Source organism: Streptomyces sp. NPDC002463 (genome assembly GCF_042889835.1).
GTDB classification, from domain to species: Bacteria; Actinomycetota; Actinomycetes; order Streptomycetales; family Streptomycetaceae; genus Streptomyces; species Streptomyces nymphaeiformis.
The window spans coordinates 45,455-62,333 of sequence record NZ_JBIARL010000011.1 but is presented as its reverse complement, the minus strand read 5'-3'; the positions used below and the strand labels follow the sequence as shown (position 1 = coordinate 62,333).

The following is a 16,879-nucleotide window of genomic DNA, read 5'->3' as shown; positions in this document are numbered from 1 at the left end:
CTTCGAATCTACCTGCGGGGACCGACAGCGCTTGCTCTTGGGGGGCCGGGGGCGGGTCAGGCGGGTGGTTCCGAAGGTTCGGAGCCGTCTTCCGGGCCGCTTGCCTCCGTGGTCTCGCCGAGGACGGGGGAGGCGTGGTGGGACCAGATCTTCCAGCCCGCGGGTGTGCGGCGGAACACGTTGGTGGCGACGACGAGCTGGCCGACGAGGGGGCCGAGCTCGGCGCCGTCCTCGGCGGGGCCGCCGCTGAGGATGTTCTCGGTGCAGGTGACGAGGGCGGTGTCGCCGGTGAGGGAGATCCGCAGGTCGGTGAGGAAGAACTGGATGTAGTCGGTGTTCGCCATGATCAGGGCGTACGAGCGGAGCACTTCGCCGCGGCCGGTGAGGACGGGCCAGCCGGGGTGGACGCAGGTGATGGGGGTGGCTCCGTCGTCGAGCCAGAGGGCGGAGAGGCGTTCGAAGTCGCCGGTCTCCATGGCCTCGTAGAAGGCGGTGTTGGCGGCTTCGACGGCCGCTTCGTCGGTGGCGCGGTCCGTGGGGCTCACGCGGCTCCTTCGACGGCCCTGGCGACGCGTACGGCGTCGGCGGTGGCGCGCACCTCGTGGACGCGGACGGCCCAGGCGCCGGTGTGGGCGGCGATGGCGGAGACGGCGGCGGTGGCGGCGTCGCGTTCGCGGGCGGGGGGCGGGGTGGCGCCTTCGCGGGTGAGGACGTGGCCGAGGAAGCGTTTGCGGGAGGCGGCGACGAGGAGGGGGCGGCCGAGGGCGCGGAGCTCGGGGAGGTGGGCGACGAGGGCGAGGTCGTGGGGGGCGAGCTTGGCGAAGCCGAGGCCGGGGTCGATGACGATCCGCTCGGGGGCGATGCCGCCGTCGACGACGGCTTCCATGCGGGTGCGGAGTTCGGTGAGGACTTCGCCGAGGACGTCGTCGTATACGGCGAGGCTGTTCATGTTGTCGCTGAAGCCGCGCCAGTGCATGACGACGAAGGGGACTTCGGCGGCGGCGACGGTGGGGATCATGGCGGGGTCGGCGAGGCCGCCGCTGACGTCGTTGACGAGGAGGGCGCCGGCGTCGACGGCGCGGGCGGCGACGGTGGCGCGCATGGTGTCGACGGAGACGGTGACGCCTTCGGCGGCGAGGCCGCGGACGACGGGGATGACGCGGCGGAGTTCTTCGTCCTCGTCGACGCGGGTGGCGCCGGGGCGGGTGGATTCGCCGCCGACGTCGATGAGGTCGGCGCCTTCGGCGACGAGGTCGAGGCCGTGTTTGACGGCGGCCGTGGTGTCGAACCAGCGGCCGCCGTCGGAGAAGGAGTCGGGGGTCACGTTGACCACGCCCATGACCGCGCAGCGGTCCCACTCCGGCAGGCCGAGCGCCGTGCCCCGGTCGATCGTCGTACTCATGTGTCCAGCGTAGGGCCCAGGGGCGATATCAGGCCTCGTGGACCTGGTGCTGGGGCCGTACGCGTGAGGGTGGGTGCCAGTGCCTGGGCCGGTCGGGCGGCGTGGGGCCGGGGCCTGGGCCGGGCGGGTGGTTCGGTCAGGCGGCGCGGATCTCGTGGTCTCCGGTCTGGGCGGGGACGATGTGGGCGCAGGGGCGGGAGCCGGGGGCGGGGCGCCTGCGGGTGAAGGGGCGGGGCAGGGAGAGGTTCACGAAGCCTTCGGCCTGCATGGCGGCGAAGCCGATGCGGGGGAGGTCGCCGCTCTTGCGGTAGACGACGAAGCGGGGTTCCCAGCGTGGCCGGAACTTGGCGTTGAACTTGTAGAGCGACTCGATCTGGAACCAGCGGGAGAGGAAGACGAGGAGTCCGCGCCAGATGCGCAGGACGGGGCCGGCGCCGATCTTCTCGCCGCGGGCGAGGGCGGCGCGGAACATCGCGAAGTTGAGGGACACGCGGGTGATGCCGAGGTCGGGGGAGGCCTGGAGGGCGGCGACGATGAGGAGCTCGTTCATGCCGGGGTCGGCGGAGCGGTCGCGGCGCATGAGTTCGAGGGACATGCCGTCGGGGCCCCAGGGGACGAAGTGGATGATCGCCTTGAGGTCTCCGTAGGGCGAGTCGGTCCCTTCGGCGTCGTCGGTCTTGTGGGCGGTCGCTATGACGGCGTCTCCGTCGCCGGGGGCGCCGATGCGGCCGAGGGCCATGGAGAAGCCGCGTTCGGTGTCGGTGCCGCGCCAGTCGGCGGCGGCGCGGCGGACGCGTTCGAGTTCTTCGTCGTCGAGGTCGCGGACGCGGCGGACGCGGGTGGTGTAGCCGTTGCGTTCGATGCGTTTGACCATCTGGCGGACGTTGCGCATGGCGCGGCCGGTGAGGGAGAAGTCGGCGACGTCGACGACCGCCTCGTCGCCGAGTTCGAGGGCGTCGAGGCCGGTCTCGCGGGTCCAGACCTGGCCGCCGGTCTCGGAGCAGCCCATGACGGCGGGGGTCCAGGAGTGGGCCTTGGCCTCGTCCATGAAGCGTTCGATGGCGCCGGGCCAGGCTTCGACGTCGCCGATGGGGTCGCCGCTGGCGAGCATGACGCCGGAGACGACGCGGTAGCAGACGGCGGCCTTGCCGCTGGGGGAGAAGACGACGCCCTTGTCGTGGCGGAGGGCGAAGTGGCCGAGGGAGTCGCGGCCGCCGTGCTGGTCGAGGAGGGCGCGGAGGCGGGTCTCGTCCTCGTCGGTGAGGCGGGCGGCGGGGTGTTCGGGTCGGAAGGCGAGGTAGATGGTGGTGAGGGCGGTGAGCATGCCGAGGGCGCCGAGGGAGTAGCCGACGGTCCAGTCGACGCCTCTGGTGTAGGCGACGGGGCCTTCGATGCCGAGGAGTCCGTAGAGGACGTGTTCGAGGCGGTCGGCGAGGCTGGGGCTGCCGATGATGCGGCGGGGGTGGGCGCTGACGATGACGAGGCCGAGGGCGATGGAGCCGGCGCCCATGACGACGAAGTTGGCGAGTGCCCGCCAGCGGCTGCGGGGGTCGGGGAGGGCGTTGAACTCGCCCCGGTGGCGTACGAGGGGGGTGAGGAGTGCGAGGGAGAGGAGGGCGCCGAGGACGGAGTGGCGCCAGGCGAACTGGGCGGCGGCGCCGAGGGGGAGGAGGACGACGGCGGCGCGCCAGGCGCGGCGTTTGTGCCGCTTGAGGCCGTGGGCGAGGAGCAGGAGGAGGACGCCGGCGCTCAGGGAGAGGGCGGCGGAGAGGGGGCCGAGGGTGCCGGGGAGGACTTCGGCCGCGTGGTGCATGCGGCTGGCCCGGAAGCGGGGGAAGACCCCGGCGGCGATGTCGATGAGGCCGATGGCGGTGCAGGCCGTGCCGATGAAGGTGGGGACCTTCTCGGGGCGGGGGCCGCGGAGAATCTGCCGCACCCGAATCGGAACCGATCCCGATTTGTCCCCATCTACCGTGACAGACATGGCTTCCCGTACTTCCCGTGGTCCTGCGCAGGGTCTTTGACTCCGGTCGGGCCCTGCGGCTCGTTCGGCGGGCCGTCCCGGCTGGTGCGCCTTCTATGACGAGGGCGTACGGGGTCGGGTTCATTCACGCACGGGAAAATCTCGGAAAGAAGGCTCGGTCGTCCCATGGGTCTCACCAGTAACAAAGTCCTCGTGTCGGCCGTGGCGCTGGCCGTGGTGCTGTTCCTGGCCACGGTCTGGCTGTGGCCGAAGCTCGCGCGGCGCGGCTGGCTGCCGGTCTCGGGCCGGGTGGGGCTGCTGCTCATGACCCAGGTGGCGCTGTTCGCGGCGGTGGGTCTGGCGGCGAACCGGTCGTTCCTCTTCTACGGTTCCTGGGCCGATCTGCTCGGTCAGGAGCAGGACATGGGCGTGGTCGTCGACCACGGGGCCGGTTCGAAGGACGTCCGGGTGTTGGGGACGCAGGCGCTCGACGTGCCGGGAGGCGGCCGTCCGTCGGTCGGGGGACAGATACAGAAGGTCCTGGTGGCGGGGGAGCGGTCGGGGATCGTCTCGCCGGCCTATGTGTACCTGCCGCCGGAGTACTTCCAGCCGCAGTACGCGAAGCGGACCTTCCCCGCCTCGGTGGTGCTCACGGGCTATCCGGGGACGGCGGAGAACCTGATCAAGGGGCTCGACTACCCGAAGTCGGCGTACCTCCAGGCGAAGGCCGGGCGGATGCAGCCGATGATCCTGGTGATGCTGCGTCCGACGGTGGCGCCGCCGCGGGACACCGAGTGCGTGGACGTCCCGGGCGGCCCGCAGACGGAGACCTTCTTCGCGGACGACCTGCCGAAGGCGGTGTCGCAGGCGTACCGGGTGGGCAAGAAGGCGCGGAACTGGGGGTTCATGGGGAACTCCACGGGTGGCTACTGCGCCCTGAAGATCGCCCTCCACCACCCGGACCGGTTCGTGGCGGGGGCGGGTTTCTCCGCGTACTACCGGGCGGCGGAGGACGTCACGACCGGGGACCTGTTCCACGGGGACGACGCGCTGCGCAAGCGGGGCGACCTGCTGTGGAGCCTGGACCACGGGAAGCCGGGGAACACGTCGTTCCTGGTGACGTCGTCGAAGCGGGGCGAGAGCAACCTGAAGGGGACGCGGCAGTTCGTCAAGAAGGTGAAGCGCCCGGCGCAGGTCTCGTCGATCATCCTGGAGAGCGGCGGCCACAACTTCAACACGTGGCTCCGGGAGATCCCGCCGGGTCTGGTCTGGATGGGCGCGAGGCTCAGCGGGAACTAGGGCCTGCCTTTCGGATCGTGCCGGGCTCGCGGGCCCTGACCCGAAAGACGGGCCCTAAGGCCTGTCCGGCGGATCGGGGCCCGGCCGTGGTCCGCCGGACAGGTTCTAGCCCTCCACGCGTGGGGTGGCCCTGCGCAGGGCGCGGTGGACGCCGGCCGGGGTGAGGACGCCGAGCGGCCGGCCGTCGTCGCCGGTGACGGTGAGGCGGCCGGTGTCGTGCTGGAGGAGCACGGCGAGGGCGTCCTTGAGGGAGGTCCCGAGGGGTACACGGGTGCCGTCCTCGTGTTCCTCGGGGCCTCCGACGTACCCTTCGCGGCTTCCCTTCCAGAGGTCGAGGTCGGCCTCGGTGACGGGGGTGACCGCGAGGCGCTTGAGGCCGCGGTCGCTGCCGACGAAGTCCGCGACGTACGGGGTGGCGGGGGAGCCGAGGACGGTGGCGGGCGTGTCGAACTGCTCGATGCGGCCCTGTCCGTAGACGGCCATGCGGTCGCCCATGCGGACGGCCTCCTCGATGTCGTGGGTGACGAGGAGGACGGTCTTGCGGACGGTGGCCTGGAGCGCGAGGAACTCGTTCTGGAGGCGCTCGCGGACGACCGGGTCGACGGCGCCGAAGGGCTCGTCCATGAGGAGGACGGGCGGGTCGGCGGCGAGCGCGCGGGCGACGCCGACGCGCTGGCGCTGGCCGCCGGAGAGCTGGGCGGGGTAGCGGGAGCCGTACACGGCCGGGTCGAGGCCGACGAGGTCGAGGAGTTCGGCGGCACGTGCGCGTGCGGCGGCCTTCTTCCAGCCGAGGAGGGCGGGGACGGTCGCGGTGTTGTCGAGGACCGTGCGGTGGGGGAAGAGCCCGACCTGCTGGATGACGTAGCCGATCTTGCGGCGCAGGGCGACCGGGTCGGTGCCGGATATGTCCCGGCCGTCGACGAGGACGCGGCCCGAGGTCGGCTCGACGAGTCGGTTCACCATCATCATCGTGGTCGTCTTGCCGCAGCCCGACGGGCCGACCAGGGTGACGAGTTCGCCCTCGGCGACCTCGAAGGAGAGGTCGTCGACGGCGGTGGTGCCGTCGTCGTACCGCTTGGTCACGTGCTCGAACCGGATCATGGTTCCCCATTCTGTCCCCTGGGCGACGGCCTTGTGTGAAGGGCGTGTTGCCGCATGGTGGCGGATCTCGGGGATTGTCGGTGGCGGGGGTTAGGGTCGTCACACAAGCGTTCGGGAGTGCGGGCGACCCGGGGGGAGGGACGATGAGCGCGCCGAACTGTCTGGTCGCGAACGACTGGATCTGCGGTGAGTATCTGCGCACGCGCAGCGGGGAGTTGACGGACGCGCTGCTCCAGCATGTGGGAATCACGGTCGTGTCCGTGCTGATCGCGCTCGCGGTCGCGGTGCCCCTCGCGCTGCTCGTCCGCGACCGGCCCCGCTTCGCGGGGCCGGTCCTCGGACTGACCACCCTGCTCTACACGGTGCCGTCGCTCGCGATGTTCTCGCTGCTGCTGCCGTTCTTCGGCCTGTCGGCGGCGCTCGTCGTCACCGGCCTCGTGCTGTACGCGCTGACGATCCTCGTGCGCAACACCCTGGCGGGGCTCGCCGCCGTGCCGGCCGAGACGCGGGAGGCGGCCCGGGGCATGGGGTACGGCACGCTGCGCATGCTCTGGCAGGTCGAACTCCCGCTGGCGCTGCCGGTGCTGATGGCGGGCATACGGATGGCGACGGTCTCCACGATCGCCCTGACGACGGTCGGCTCGGTCGTCGGCCGCGGGGGCCTGGGCAACCTCATCGACGACGCGCTGCCGACCTTCTTCAAGGCGCAGATGCTCGCCGCCTCGGTGCTGTGCGTGCTGCTCGCCGTCACCGCCGACCTGCTGCTCCTGGGCCTCCAGCGGCTGCTCACGCCCTGGACCCGGATACGGACCGCGCCGGGAGGCGGGTGACATGGGCATCGTGACGGACGCCTGGGGCTGGCTCGCCACCGGCGCGCACTGGACGGGCGGGGAGGGCATCGGGCGGCGGCTCGCCGAGCACGTGTACGTGAGCGGGGCGGCGCTGCTGATCGCCGCGGCGCTCGCGCTTCCGCTCGGCCTGTGGCTCGGCCACCTCGGCCGCGGCGGGGCGCTCGCCGTGAACGTGTCGAACGTGGGGCGGGCGATCCCCGTCTTCGCGGTCCTCGCGCTGTTCATGGTGTCGCCCCTGCGGAACGCCGGCTATGTGCCGACCGTGGTGGCCCTCGTGCTGTTCGCGATACCCCCGCTCCTCACCAACGCGTACGTGGGGGTGCGGGAGGTCGACCCGGCGGCGGTGCGGGCGGCGCGGGGCATGGGGATGACGGGTGGTCAGGTCTTCCTGCGGGTCGAACTCCCGCTGGCCCGGCCCGTGGTCATGACCGGGGTCCGCTCGGCCGCCGTGCAGGTCGTCGCCACCGCGACGGTCGCCGCGATGGTCGGCCAGGGCGGCCTGGGCCGGATCATCACGGCCGGCTTCGCCACGTACGACACGGCGCAGGTGGTCGCGGGCGCCGTGCTCGTGGCGCTGCTGGCGCTCCTGGTGGAGGGCGTCCTGGTGGCCGCGGACCGCCTTTTGACACGTGACAGACGAATGACCGAACGCTGACTGGGATGGGTGATCTCGTGAACAGGGTCTCGCGTATCGCGGGCGCGCTGCTGGGGACGGCGGCGCTGACCGTCGCCCTCGCCGCGTGCGGCGGCGACAGCCTGGAGGAAGGCAAGAAGAAGGACTCCGGGAGCTCCGGCGACTCCGGCGCCGGGAAGAAGGGCTCGCTGGTGGTCGGCGCGGCCGCCTTCACGGAGGCCAAGGTCCTCGCCGAGCTGTACGCACAGTCGCTGAGGGCCGAGGGTTACTCGGTGTCGATCACCACCGTGAAGAACCGCGAGCTGTACGAACCCTCCCTGGAGAACGGCGAGATCGACGTCGTCCCGGAATACGCGGCGACCGTCGCGGAATTCCTCAACGCGAAGGTGAACGGCCCGAAGGCGCCCGAGGACAAGCCGGTCGCCTCGGGTGACGTGACGGCCACCGTCGACGCCCTGCGGAAGCTCGCCGAACCGCGCGGTCTGAAGGTCCTCGCGGCCGGAGAGGCCGTCGATCAGAACGCCTTCGCGGTGACGAAGGAATTCGCCGCGAAGAACAAGCTGACGACGCTTTCCGATCTCGGCCGCGCGAAGCTGAAGGTGAAGATCGCGGCCGGTGACGAATGCGCGGTGCGGCCCTTCTGCGCACCCGGTCTGAAGAAGACGTACGGGATCGACGTGGCCGGGATCGACCCCAAGGGCGTCGGTACGCCGCAGGCCAAGCAGGCCGTCAAGGACGGGGTGGACCAGCTGGTCCTGACGACCACCACGGACGCCACCGTCGACGGCTACGGCCTCGTCTTCCTCACCGATGACAAGAAGCTGCAGAACGCCGACAACGTCCTGCCCGTGGTCAACGCCAAGGACGCCGGCGCTCCGGAGATAGCCGCCGCCCTCGACAAGATCACCAAGGTGCTCACCACTGCGGATCTCGCCGAACTCAACCGCAGGGTGGACGCCGAGCGGGCGAAGCCGGAGGACGTGGCCAAGGAGTATCTGGAGACGAAGGGGCTGCTCAAGAAGTAGACGGTGGGGGAGGGGAGTCGGCCCGAAACGGAACCGGAACCGTCGATATCCACTTCTGGTGGCGAGAAGTGGCCAAGAGATTGCCGGGCCGACGCCCCACATGGCGCCTACGCACGGTAAATTTCAGGCCATGCCACGTGGACGCCACCGCCATTCCCCGCCTCTGCACAAGCTGATGCCGCCGTCCGCGGTCGCCGGCGCCGCGGTCGTGTGCGCCGCGGCCGCCTGGCTGCCCGGCGACCCGGTGATCGCGCGGCTGCTCGCGGTCGCGGCGGCCGCGGCCGCCGTCACCGGCGCCGTCCTCATGCGCAGTTGGGACCGGAGCGCCGGCCTCAAGGTCGCCGAACTCGACCGGGCGCGCGCCGCCGAGGTGTGGAAGGCCGAGGAGCGGACCGCCGAGCTGGAGGCCGACCTCGAGGAGTCCCGCGCGCTGCGCTCCCGGCTCGACGCCAAACTCCGCGCCAAGCGCGTGGAGCTCGCCGGACTGCGCGGCGAGCACGCCGACCTGCTCCGCCGGTACGCCACCGCGGAGACCGAGCGCGCCAGCGCCCTGGAGGGCCGCCGCGTCCTCGCCCTGGAGACGGGCGCCGCCGCCTCCGACGCCAAGGCGCTGCCCGCCGCCGGATCCACGCCCACCCCGGAGGCCTTCCGCCGCGCCGCCCAGGCCCTGCGCGACCTCCCGCGCAACGCCGCGGCCCAGCAGGCCCGCCGCACCGCCGAGGCCGCCCGCGCCCGCGACCTCGCCGAGCGCGCCCGGGACACGGAGGAGCCGCAGGGGAAGCACGCGGCGGCCGCCGGGACCGAGCAGCACACCCGCACGGCCGCCGTCACCCCCTCCACCGCCCTGCCCGCCGTCCCGGTCGCCTCCGCGGTCGTCCCGTACGCGGCCCGCCGGCCCGTCCCGCGCCCCGAGGGCAACTTCGACTTCTTCGGTACGCAGAAGGCGGCGGCCGCGATCGAGGCCGTGCAGAACAGCGACCTCGCCGACGTCGTGGGCGAGGAGGTCCTCGAAGAGGCCCTGGCCTCGGGGACCCCGCTGCTCGCCCCGGTCGCCGCGCCCCTCGCCCCGCACGTCACGGCGCCGCCCCGGGCGATCGGCCAGGTCATCGACCTGACCGCGCACGACGAGACCGAACAGCTGGACATGGCCGAACTGCGCGGCGCGGTCAACTCGTGACGTACCGCCTGGCCCCCCTCGGGGCCACGGAGCTCGCCGGCCGCCGCGACGAGCTCCTCGCCCTGTGCGCGCAGGCCTTCGGCGGCGAGCCCTGGCACGAGCCGCCGCTCGGCGCCGTACGGACCGTGGACAGGCTGCTGGGTTCGGCCGCAGGGAGGGACGACTTCACGGCGGTGGCCGCGCTCGACGCCGAGGAGGCCCTCCTCGGGTTCTCCGCCGGCTGGAGCGACACGGTCCTCACCGGGGACGCCTCCGCCTTCGAGCTCGCCGAGCTCGTCGTCGCCCCCGGCCACCAGGGCCGCGGCATCGGCCGCCGGCTCCACGACGCGCTGCTCCTGGCCGCGGCCCCCGGACCCGCCCTGCTCATGACCCTCGACGTACCGGAACTGACGGACCGCTACACGGGCTGGGGCTGGACCGTCGTCGACCGGCGGCGGCCCGGCAGGGAGCAGCGGGAGTACGTCGTGATGCGCCGGGAGCAGTGACGCCCGGCGCGGTGACCCCGGGCCCGGCGGCCGGCTACTTGTCGATGTCGCCGACGACGAAGAAGAGCGAGCCCAGGATCGCCACCATGTCGGCGACGAGCGTCCCGGGCAGCAGTTCCACCAGCGCCTGGATGTTGTTGAAGGACGCCGAGCGCAGCTTCAGCCGGTACGGGGTCTTCTCGCCCTTCGACACCAGGTAGTAGCCGTTGACGCCGAGCGGGTTCTCGGTCCAGGCGTACGTGTGGCCCTCCGGCGCCTTGAGCACCTTCGGCAGCCGCTGGTTGATGGGCCCCTGCGGCAGCTCGGCCATCCGGTCCAGGCAGGCGTCCGCCAGGTCGAGCGAGTTGTGCGTCTGGTCGAGGAGGCACTCGAAGCGGGCGAGGCAGTCGCCCTCCTGCCGCACGGCCACCTTCAACGTGTCCTGGAGCTCCCCGTACGCGAGGTACGGCTCGTCACGGCGCAGGTCGAAGTCGACGCCGGAGGCGCGGGCGATGGGCCCGGACACCCCGTACGCGTGGACGGTCTCCGGGGCGAGGACGCCGACCCCGCGGGTACGGCCCCGGAAGATCTCGTTGCCGAGGACCAGCCGGTCGTACACGTCCATCCGCGACCGCACGTCCGCGACGGCCTGCCGCGCACGGCCCAGCCAGCCCGCGGGCAGGTCCTCCTTGAGGCCGCCGACCCGGTTGAACATGTAGTGCATCCGGCCGCCGGAGACCTCCTCCATCACGGCCTGGAGCTCCTCGCGCTCCCGGAAGGCGTGGAAGACGGGCGTGATGCCGCCCAGTTCGAGGGGGTACGAGCCGAGGAACATCAGGTGGTTGAGGACCCGGTTCAGCTCGGCGAGCAGCGTCCGCGTCCACACGGCACGCTCCGGGACCTCCATGCCGAGCATCCGCTCGACGGCCATGACGACGCCGAGCTCGTTGGAGAACGCGGACAGCCAGTCGTGGCGGTTGGCCAGCATGATGATCTGCCGGTAGTCCCGCGCCTCGAAGAGCTTCTCGGCCCCCCGGTGCATGTAGCCGATCACCGGCTCGGCGTGCCGGACGACCTCGCCGTCGAGCACGAGCCGGAGCCGGAGCACGCCGTGGGTCGAGGGGTGCTGCGGTCCGATGTTCAGCACCATGTCGGTGCTCTCCGCCGCGCCGCCGATTCCGACCGTCGTCTCCGTCATGCGGCCAGTATCCCCTGCCGTCCCGGGCCCCCGGGCCCCCGTCCTAGGGGCGGACGCGGCAGCTCAGCCAGAGGAAGTCGCCGAGACCGCCGCGGGCGGTCAGCTCGGCGGCCTCACCGGCGGAGGCGAGCGCGCGGACGTACCCGGCGGGGTCGGTCGAGGCGAGCGAGAGCGGCGGCCGCTCCCCGGAGACCCCGAGCCGCCCCAGCACCTCCCGCTGCGTGACCAGCTCGGCGTAAAGCCCCCCGCACGCGTCCAGTGCCACATGTGACGTCACGTCGCAGCTTCCGTCCGGGACCGGCGGGACCTCGCGGCCGTCTCGGAAGCCGGTCAGGGTCCCGAAGGGCGGGCGGGCGGCCCGCACGTGCGCGTAGTCCACGGCCACCGCGCGGCCCGCCGCCAGCGAGGCGACCGCCGCCGCCCAGGCCTCGTCGCGGGGGCGCCCGATCTCGGCCCGCGCGCCCGGCTCCCGCAGCGGCCACCAGCGGTCCAGCCAGTCGGCGTCCGGGCCGGTGACGGGGGCGCCGAGCCGTTCGGTGCCGTCCGGCGCGACCTCCACGTACCGGACCGTGCCGTCCGCGTCCGCCTCGGCGACGTCCACCGGCACGTTGTCGAGCCACTCGTTCGCGAACAGCAGCCCGCGCACGCCGCGCGGCACCCGGTCCGTCCACTCCACCCGTGGGTCGAGCCCGTCCGGGCGGGCGGCGCGCTCGACCGCGACCGCCCGCACCGTGAGCGAGGACCCGACCGCCGTGAGCACCGACGTCAGCAGCTCACCGCGGCCCGCGCCCACGTCCACCAGGTCGACCTCGTCCGTCCCCAGCTCCTCGGCGACCTCGGCGAGCAGCCGGGCCACGGCTCCCGCGAAGAGCGGGGAGGCGTGCACCGAGGTGCGGAAGTGCCCCGCCGGCCCCTCGGGGCGCAGATAGAAGCCCCCGGGGCCGTACAGCGCCCGCTCCGTGGCCTCGCGCCACCCCTGCCACTCCTGCCCCTGACACGTCTCGTCCGTCACGTGCCCCAGTCTCCACCTCGGGGAGTACGGGTCCCGCGCCAAGGATCGGCCCCACGGTTGATCCGGACACCTGTCGGCTTTCCCTACTCTGGGTGACGTGCAGCGCCTCTACGACTTCATCCGCAGACACCCGACGGGCGTCGACGGCTTCTGGGCCGTCGTCCTCCTCGGGATCTCCCTGCTGTGGGTGGGGCAGACCTACCCGACGGTGGACCGCCCCGTCGCGTACGGCGTGATCGCCGCGCTGTTCTCCCTGGTCGTGGCCCTGCGCAGACGGGCCCCGGAGAAGATGCTGCTGCTCGCGGTCGCCCTGGGCGTGGCCCAGCTCGTCCTCGGCGTGGTGCCGTTCCTGGCCGACTTCGCGATGCTCGTGATCATCTTCACCGTCGCCGCGCACGACGGACCCCGCTGGGCGTCCCGGCTCGCGCTCATCGGCGGACTGAGCGCCTCCACGCTCTCGCAGATCAGATGGCCCATGGAGGCGCCGGGCTCGGACGCGGCGAAGGTCTTCTTCACGATCATCATGACCGTGCCGTTCGCCCTGGCCTGGGTCCTCGGCGACTCGCTCAGAACCCGCCGGGCGTACTTCGCGCAGCTGGAGGAGCGGGCCTCCCGCCTGGAGCAGGAGCGCGAGGCCCAGGCGAAGGTCGCGGTCGCCGCCGAGCGGGCCCGGATCGCCCGCGAGCTGCACGACGTCGTCGCGCACAACGTGTCGGTGATGGTGGTCCAGGCCGACGGCGCCGCCTACGTCATGGACTCCTCCCCGGAGACCGCCAAGCAGGCCCTGGAGACGATCTCCAGCACGGGCCGGCAGGCGCTCGCCGAGATGCGCAGACTCCTCGGGATCCTGCGCACCGGCGAGCACCAGGAGGCCGGGGAGTACGTGCCCCAGCCCGACGTCGGGCAGATCGAGGACCTCGTGGAGCAGGTCCGGGGCGCCGGCCTCACGGTCGACTTCGCGATCGAGGGGAGCCCGCGCCCGCTGCCCAGCGGCGTCGAGCTCACCGCGTACCGGATCGTGCAGGAGGCCCTCACCAACACGCGCAAGCACGGCGGTCCCGACGTCGGTGCCAGCGTGCGCCTCGTCTATTTCGACGACGGTCTCGGCCTGCTCGTCGAGGACGACGGCCGGGGCGCTCCGCAGGAGATGTACGAGGACGGGGGCGCCGACGGCCGGGGCCACGGTCTGATCGGCATGCGGGAGCGGGTCGGCATGGTCGGCGGCACTCTGGACGCGGGCCCGCGTCCGGGCGGCGGTTTCCGGATCAGCGCCCTGCTCCCCCTCAAGCCCGCTCACTGACGACCCCTAAGGAACTGACCTGATGTCCATCCGCGTGATGCTCGTCGACGACCAGGTGCTGCTGCGGACCGGTTTCCGCATGGTGCTCGCCGCCCAGCCCGACATGGAGGTCGTGGCGGAGGCCGGCGACGGCGTCGAGGCCCTGGAGGTGCTGCGCTCCACGGCGGTCGACGTCGTCCTGATGGACGTGCGCATGCCGAAGCTGGACGGCGTGGAGACGACCCGGCGGATCTGCGCGGAGCCGGGGGCGCCGAAGGTGCTGATCCTGACGACGTTCGACCTCGACGAGTACGCCTTCTCGGGCCTGAAGGCGGGCGCGAGCGGCTTCATGCTGAAGGACGTGCCGCCGGCGGAGCTGCTGGGCGCGATCCGCTCGGTGCACAGCGGCGACGCGGTGGTGGCGCCCTCGACCACCCGCCGGCTGCTCGACCGCTTCTCGCCGATGCTGCCGTCCTCGGGCAAGGAGCCCGAGCACAAGGGTCTGGAGCGGCTGACGGACCGGGAGCGCGAGGTGATGATGCTGGTCGCGCAGGGCCTGTCGAACGGCGAGATCGCCGCCCGGCTCGTCCTCTCCGAGGCGACGGTGAAGACGCACGTGGGCCGCATCCTGACCAAGCTGGGCCTGCGCGACCGGGTCCAGGTCGTGGTCCTGGCGTACGAGACGGGCCTGGTCCGGGCGGGCGGCGGCGCGCTGTAGAGCGCCTCGGAGGTCCTACCGGAGCACCGACTCCAGGAAGTCGCTGCCGAGCCGGGCGACGACGGAGACGTCGAGCTGGTGGAGCACGTACCGGCCGCGGCGCTGCGTGGTGGTCAGCCCGGCCTTCTTCATGACCGTGAGGTGGCGGGAGACCTCGGGGGCGGTGATGCCGTACGCGTCGGCCAGCTCGCTCGTCGTGTACGCGCCCCGGGCGAGGCTGCGGCACATGCGCATCCGCATCGGGTGCGCGAGTGCCTCCAGGCGCAGCTTCACGGCCTCCACGGGGGCGCCGCCGCCGAGGTCGCGGGCGGGCACGGGGTACTGGACCACCGGCTGCCAGCCGGGCGCGTGCAGCGCGAAGAGGTGCGGCCAGCCGAAGGCGGTCGGCAGGAACGTCACGCCCGAGCCCTCGGCGCTGGTGCGGCCGTGGATCAGCTTGTCCACGACGATCCGGGTGCCGGCCGTGTCCTCCTCCAGGACCATCGCGGAGGAGGCGTCGGCGACGGCCTCGGCCAGCCCCTTGCGGCGCATCAGCTCGGTCTTGTGGCGGGCGTCGGCGGCGAGCTGGATCCGGACGCGGTGCCAGGTGTCGGCGAAGAAGGCCTCGTCGCAGTCCTCCAGGAGCCGCCGGACCCACGCGCGCGTGGCGGGCGGGTCCGCGAGCATCCGCTCGGCGAAGGCGGCCTGGCGCGGGCCGCGCGCGGCGGCGAGGTCGAGGGCGCGGCGCCGCATCCGCTCGTCGACGAGAGGGGAGGGGGCGCCGTGCGTGTAGTGGCCGGCGCAGGAGATCTCCAGGGCCGAGGCCACGTACTTCTCGTCGTCCATGCGGTCGAGGTCGTCCAGCTCCTCGGCGAGGGTCTCGCGGGGCCGGGCGGGCAGCAGGATGTCGGAGCGGGTCGAGCGCCACATGAAGTCGGCCTCGTGCAGGCGGTCCGCGAGCTCCGGCTTGAGCGCGGCGGCCGTCGTGGTGGTCCAGGCGTGCAGCCGGGGGTGGTGCGTGGGCTCGGCGAGGGCGTGCAGGGCGGCGCCCAGCTCGGCCAGCGGCGAGGGGCAGAAGGCGATCCGCTCGTGCGGCAGTCCGGTGATGTCGATGGTCACGCTCACCCGTCCATGGTGCGGGGTGCGCCGGGGGAGCTGTCGTCCCGTTTGACGGCCCCCGTCAATCGGCGGGCCCCGGATTGACGGGGGCCGTCAATCCGGGGGCCGGGCCGTGGCGGCGCGGCGCACGGTGAGGCCATGAACGCGCTGCACCAGTACCTCTTCGACACGTACCGCGCCGCCCGCCTCGGCGAACCGCTGCCACCGGAGCCCGGTACCCACGACGTGGCCGTGCTGCGGGCCGTCCGCGACCACCGCCGCTTCGAGCGGGTGCTGGCGGGCCGCCGGGCGCACGGCACCGTCCGCGCGGCCCTGCGCCGCCTGCCGCGCCGCACCGCCTGAGGCCGGGCGGGGGTCAGCCCTCGACGCGCGCCAGGAAGTCCCGTACCGCCTCCTGCACGTCCTTCGCCGTCCACTCCAGGCCGGGGTCGGTCACGGTCAGTTCCGTGAAGGAAACCCCCGGCGGGCCGGCCGCGCCCGGGGTGAACCAGCGGCGGAAGAGCGCGGTGCCGGTGTCCTCGGTCTGGGCGAGGGCCGCCGCCGTCAGGACGTCCGGGTCGTACGGGAGCCAGACCTGGAACTGGTGGGTGTGCGGGGTCTCCGGGTGGACCCGGAACCAGCCGGTGCCCGCCTCCGCGAGCGCCTCGCGGACCGCGTCGGCCACCACGCGCGCGTGTGCCACGTACGAGGGCAGCCGGGGCAGCTCGACGTCCAGGCCCCGGAGCGCGGAGAGCGCCGCCGGGTACTGCTGGAAGACCATCCCGCCGTACCGGTGCCGCCAGATCCTCGCCTCCTCCATCACGTCCTCGGGACCGGCGAGCGCGGCCCCGGACATGCCGCCGAGGGACTTGTAGAACGAGACGTACACGCTGTCGGCGAGCCCCGCGATCTCCGCGAGCCCGCGGCCGAAGTGCGTCGTGGTCTCCCACAGCCGGGCCCCGTCGAAGTGGACCACCGCGTCCCGCTCCCGGGCCGCCTCCACGGCCTCGGCCAGCTCCTCCCAGGACGGCAGCACGAAGCCGGCGTCCCGCAGCGGCAGCTCCAGCATCAGCGTGCCGAAGGGCTCCGGGTGGTCCCGTACCTCCTCGGCGGTCGGGAGCCGGGGCGCGTCGGTCGGGTGGACCGTGCGGAGCCCCGAGACGGCTCCGAACGCGCCGTTCTCGTGGACCTCGGGGTGGCCGAGCGGGTGGAGGGCGACGACGGGGCTGCCGGTGCGGCCGGCCCAGCAGCGCAGCGCCACCTGCTGGGCCATGGTGCCGGTCGGGAAGAAGACGGCGGCGGGGAAGCCGAGCTCCTCGGCGACGCGCCGTTCCAGCTCCTCCACGAGCCCGTTGCCGTACGTGTCGAGCGGGGCCTCCTCGTGGCCGGCGGCCTCCGTCCAGGCGGCCAGTTCGCGCAGCCGCGAGCCGACCGTGCCGTCGACCGAGGTGTTCCACAGGGTGCGCTCGGCGCCGCCCCACACCTTCGCCCGGTGGAGCCGGGCCGCTTCCTCGTCCACAGGAGTCTCGACGGAGGTCTCGACAGGAGTCTCAGGATTCATGGGCCGATCATCACACCACCGCCCACACCCTGTGGACAGCCACGGAGGCAGGTCGAAACGCTGGCGTAGCATGACCAGAAATCGTCCGGTACCCGCCGAGGACTGGAACGGAAGGCCG

17 protein-coding genes are annotated in these 16,879 nt (G+C 72.9%); 9 read left to right on the top strand and 8 right to left on the bottom strand.

The features are described from left to right. Positions 1 to 56: 56 nt before the first annotated feature. From ACFYX3_RS22605 to ACFYX3_RS22595, 3 genes are all read right to left on the bottom strand, one after another. A complete protein-coding gene (locus ACFYX3_RS22605; protein WP_376582065.1) occupies positions 57 to 476 on the bottom strand; it encodes a nuclear transport factor 2 family protein in 420 nt (139 codons plus the stop codon). A gap of 65 nt (positions 477 to 541) precedes the next feature. Further along, positions 542 to 1,402 carry a dihydropteroate synthase gene (folP, locus tag ACFYX3_RS22600; RefSeq protein ID WP_376581693.1) on the bottom strand — a complete coding sequence of 287 codons (861 nt, stop codon included), beginning with the start codon at positions 1,400 to 1,402 and terminating at the stop codon, positions 542 to 544. Positions 1,403 to 1,538: 136 nt separating this feature from the next. Continuing rightward, on the bottom strand, positions 1,539 to 3,386 hold the full coding sequence (locus ACFYX3_RS22595; RefSeq protein WP_389016103.1) for a phosphatidylglycerol lysyltransferase domain-containing protein: 1,848 nt from the start codon (positions 3,384 to 3,386) through the stop codon (positions 1,539 to 1,541). Between the two features lie 165 nt (positions 3,387 to 3,551). On the opposite strand from ACFYX3_RS22595, the gene ACFYX3_RS22590 reads away from it, so the two are divergent. Then, the gene (locus ACFYX3_RS22590; RefSeq protein ID WP_389016100.1) at positions 3,552 to 4,664 is read left to right on the top strand and encodes an alpha/beta hydrolase; all 1,113 of its coding nucleotides are present in this window, start codon (positions 3,552 to 3,554) and stop codon (positions 4,662 to 4,664) included. A gap of 105 nt (positions 4,665 to 4,769) precedes the next feature. Here ACFYX3_RS22590 and ACFYX3_RS22585 read toward each other — a convergent pair whose 3' ends face one another. Next, complete coding sequence (locus ACFYX3_RS22585; RefSeq protein ID WP_389016097.1) at positions 4,770 to 5,765, bottom strand: ABC transporter ATP-binding protein; 996 nt, start codon at positions 5,763 to 5,765, stop codon at positions 4,770 to 4,772. A gap of 143 nt (positions 5,766 to 5,908) precedes the next feature. Between ACFYX3_RS22585 and ACFYX3_RS22580 the strand changes: the two genes are divergently transcribed. From ACFYX3_RS22580 to ACFYX3_RS22560, 5 genes are all read left to right on the top strand, one after another. Further along, on the top strand, positions 5,909 to 6,595 hold the full coding sequence (locus ACFYX3_RS22580; RefSeq protein WP_389016094.1) for an ABC transporter permease: 687 nt from the start codon (positions 5,909 to 5,911) through the stop codon (positions 6,593 to 6,595). Between the two features lies 1 nt (position 6,596). Beyond that, entirely contained in the window at positions 6,597 to 7,271 is a 675-nt protein-coding gene (locus tag ACFYX3_RS22575; protein ID WP_389016091.1) for an ABC transporter permease, read from the top strand. 5 nt (positions 7,272 to 7,276) lie between these two features. Further along, positions 7,277 to 8,275 carry an ABC transporter substrate-binding protein gene (locus ACFYX3_RS22570; RefSeq protein WP_389016088.1) on the top strand — a complete coding sequence of 333 codons (999 nt, stop codon included), beginning with the start codon at positions 7,277 to 7,279 and terminating at the stop codon, positions 8,273 to 8,275. 130 nt (positions 8,276 to 8,405) lie between these two features. After that, positions 8,406 to 9,452 (top strand): hypothetical protein, encoded by a 1,047-nt coding sequence (locus ACFYX3_RS22565; RefSeq protein WP_389016085.1) that lies wholly within the window; start codon positions 8,406 to 8,408, stop codon positions 9,450 to 9,452. Further along, complete coding sequence (locus ACFYX3_RS22560; RefSeq protein ID WP_382661551.1) at positions 9,449 to 9,937, top strand: GNAT family N-acetyltransferase; 489 nt, start codon at positions 9,449 to 9,451, stop codon at positions 9,935 to 9,937. The genes ACFYX3_RS22565 and ACFYX3_RS22560 overlap by 4 nt, the downstream gene beginning before the upstream one ends. 34 nt (positions 9,938 to 9,971) lie before the next feature. Here the strand turns inward: ACFYX3_RS22560 and ACFYX3_RS22555 are convergent, their stop codons facing one another. Continuing rightward, positions 9,972 to 11,114 (bottom strand): NADH-quinone oxidoreductase subunit D, encoded by a 1,143-nt coding sequence (locus tag ACFYX3_RS22555; RefSeq protein WP_116160322.1) that lies wholly within the window; start codon positions 11,112 to 11,114, stop codon positions 9,972 to 9,974. Positions 11,115 to 11,157: 43 nt separating this feature from the next. Further along, positions 11,158 to 12,126, bottom strand: a complete 969-nt coding sequence (locus tag ACFYX3_RS22550; RefSeq protein WP_389016081.1) for an SAM-dependent methyltransferase — start codon at positions 12,124 to 12,126, stop codon at positions 11,158 to 11,160. Between the two features lie 97 nt (positions 12,127 to 12,223). On the opposite strand from ACFYX3_RS22550, the gene ACFYX3_RS22545 reads away from it, so the two are divergent. Together ACFYX3_RS22545 and ACFYX3_RS22540 are read left to right on the top strand one after the other, a co-directional pair. Continuing rightward, positions 12,224 to 13,426, top strand: a complete 1,203-nt coding sequence (locus tag ACFYX3_RS22545) for a sensor histidine kinase (RefSeq protein WP_389016078.1) — start codon at positions 12,224 to 12,226, stop codon at positions 13,424 to 13,426. Between the two features lie 22 nt (positions 13,427 to 13,448). Next, positions 13,449 to 14,123 carry a response regulator transcription factor gene (locus ACFYX3_RS22540; protein ID WP_116160325.1) on the top strand — a complete coding sequence of 225 codons (675 nt, stop codon included), beginning with the start codon at positions 13,449 to 13,451 and terminating at the stop codon, positions 14,121 to 14,123. 15 nt (positions 14,124 to 14,138) lie between these two features. Here the strand turns inward: ACFYX3_RS22540 and ACFYX3_RS22535 are convergent, their stop codons facing one another. Continuing rightward, positions 14,139 to 15,227, bottom strand: a complete 1,089-nt coding sequence (locus tag ACFYX3_RS22535) for a DUF5937 family protein (RefSeq protein WP_389016073.1) — start codon at positions 15,225 to 15,227, stop codon at positions 14,139 to 14,141. Between the two features lie 132 nt (positions 15,228 to 15,359). Between ACFYX3_RS22535 and ACFYX3_RS22530 the strand changes: the two genes are divergently transcribed. After that, positions 15,360 to 15,563 (top strand): hypothetical protein, encoded by a 204-nt coding sequence (locus ACFYX3_RS22530; protein ID WP_389016070.1) that lies wholly within the window; start codon positions 15,360 to 15,362, stop codon positions 15,561 to 15,563. Between the two features lie 13 nt (positions 15,564 to 15,576). Here ACFYX3_RS22530 and ACFYX3_RS22525 read toward each other — a convergent pair whose 3' ends face one another. Next, positions 15,577 to 16,761, bottom strand: a complete 1,185-nt coding sequence (locus tag ACFYX3_RS22525) for a threonine aldolase family protein (RefSeq protein ID WP_389016067.1) — start codon at positions 16,759 to 16,761, stop codon at positions 15,577 to 15,579. Between the last annotated feature and the right edge of the window lie 118 nt (positions 16,762 to 16,879).

Coding starts and splice junctions, on each gene's coding strand:
- ACFYX3_RS22605 (WP_376582065.1), bottom strand. CDS start 476: ATGGAGACCGGCGACTTCGAACGCCTCTCCGCCCTCTGGCTCGACGAC.
- folP (WP_376581693.1), bottom strand. CDS start 1,402: ATGAGTACGACGATCGACCGGGGCACGGCGCTCGGCCTGCCGGAGTGG.
- ACFYX3_RS22595 (WP_389016103.1), bottom strand. CDS start 3,386: ATGTCTGTCACGGTAGATGGGGACAAATCGGGATCGGTTCCGATTCGG.
- ACFYX3_RS22590 (WP_389016100.1), top strand. CDS start 3,552: ATGGGTCTCACCAGTAACAAAGTCCTCGTGTCGGCCGTGGCGCTGGCC.
- ACFYX3_RS22585 (WP_389016097.1), bottom strand. CDS start 5,765: ATGATCCGGTTCGAGCACGTGACCAAGCGGTACGACGACGGCACCACC.
- ACFYX3_RS22580 (WP_389016094.1), top strand. CDS start 5,909: ATGAGCGCGCCGAACTGTCTGGTCGCGAACGACTGGATCTGCGGTGAG.
- ACFYX3_RS22575 (WP_389016091.1), top strand. CDS start 6,597: ATGGGCATCGTGACGGACGCCTGGGGCTGGCTCGCCACCGGCGCGCAC.
- ACFYX3_RS22570 (WP_389016088.1), top strand. CDS start 7,277: ATGGGTGATCTCGTGAACAGGGTCTCGCGTATCGCGGGCGCGCTGCTG.
- ACFYX3_RS22565 (WP_389016085.1), top strand. CDS start 8,406: ATGCCACGTGGACGCCACCGCCATTCCCCGCCTCTGCACAAGCTGATG.
- ACFYX3_RS22555 (WP_116160322.1), bottom strand. CDS start 11,114: ATGACGGAGACGACGGTCGGAATCGGCGGCGCGGCGGAGAGCACCGAC.
- ACFYX3_RS22540 (WP_116160325.1), top strand. CDS start 13,449: ATGTCCATCCGCGTGATGCTCGTCGACGACCAGGTGCTGCTGCGGACC.
- ACFYX3_RS22530 (WP_389016070.1), top strand. CDS start 15,360: ATGAACGCGCTGCACCAGTACCTCTTCGACACGTACCGCGCCGCCCGC.
- ACFYX3_RS22525 (WP_389016067.1), bottom strand. CDS start 16,761: ATGAATCCTGAGACTCCTGTCGAGACCTCCGTCGAGACTCCTGTGGAC.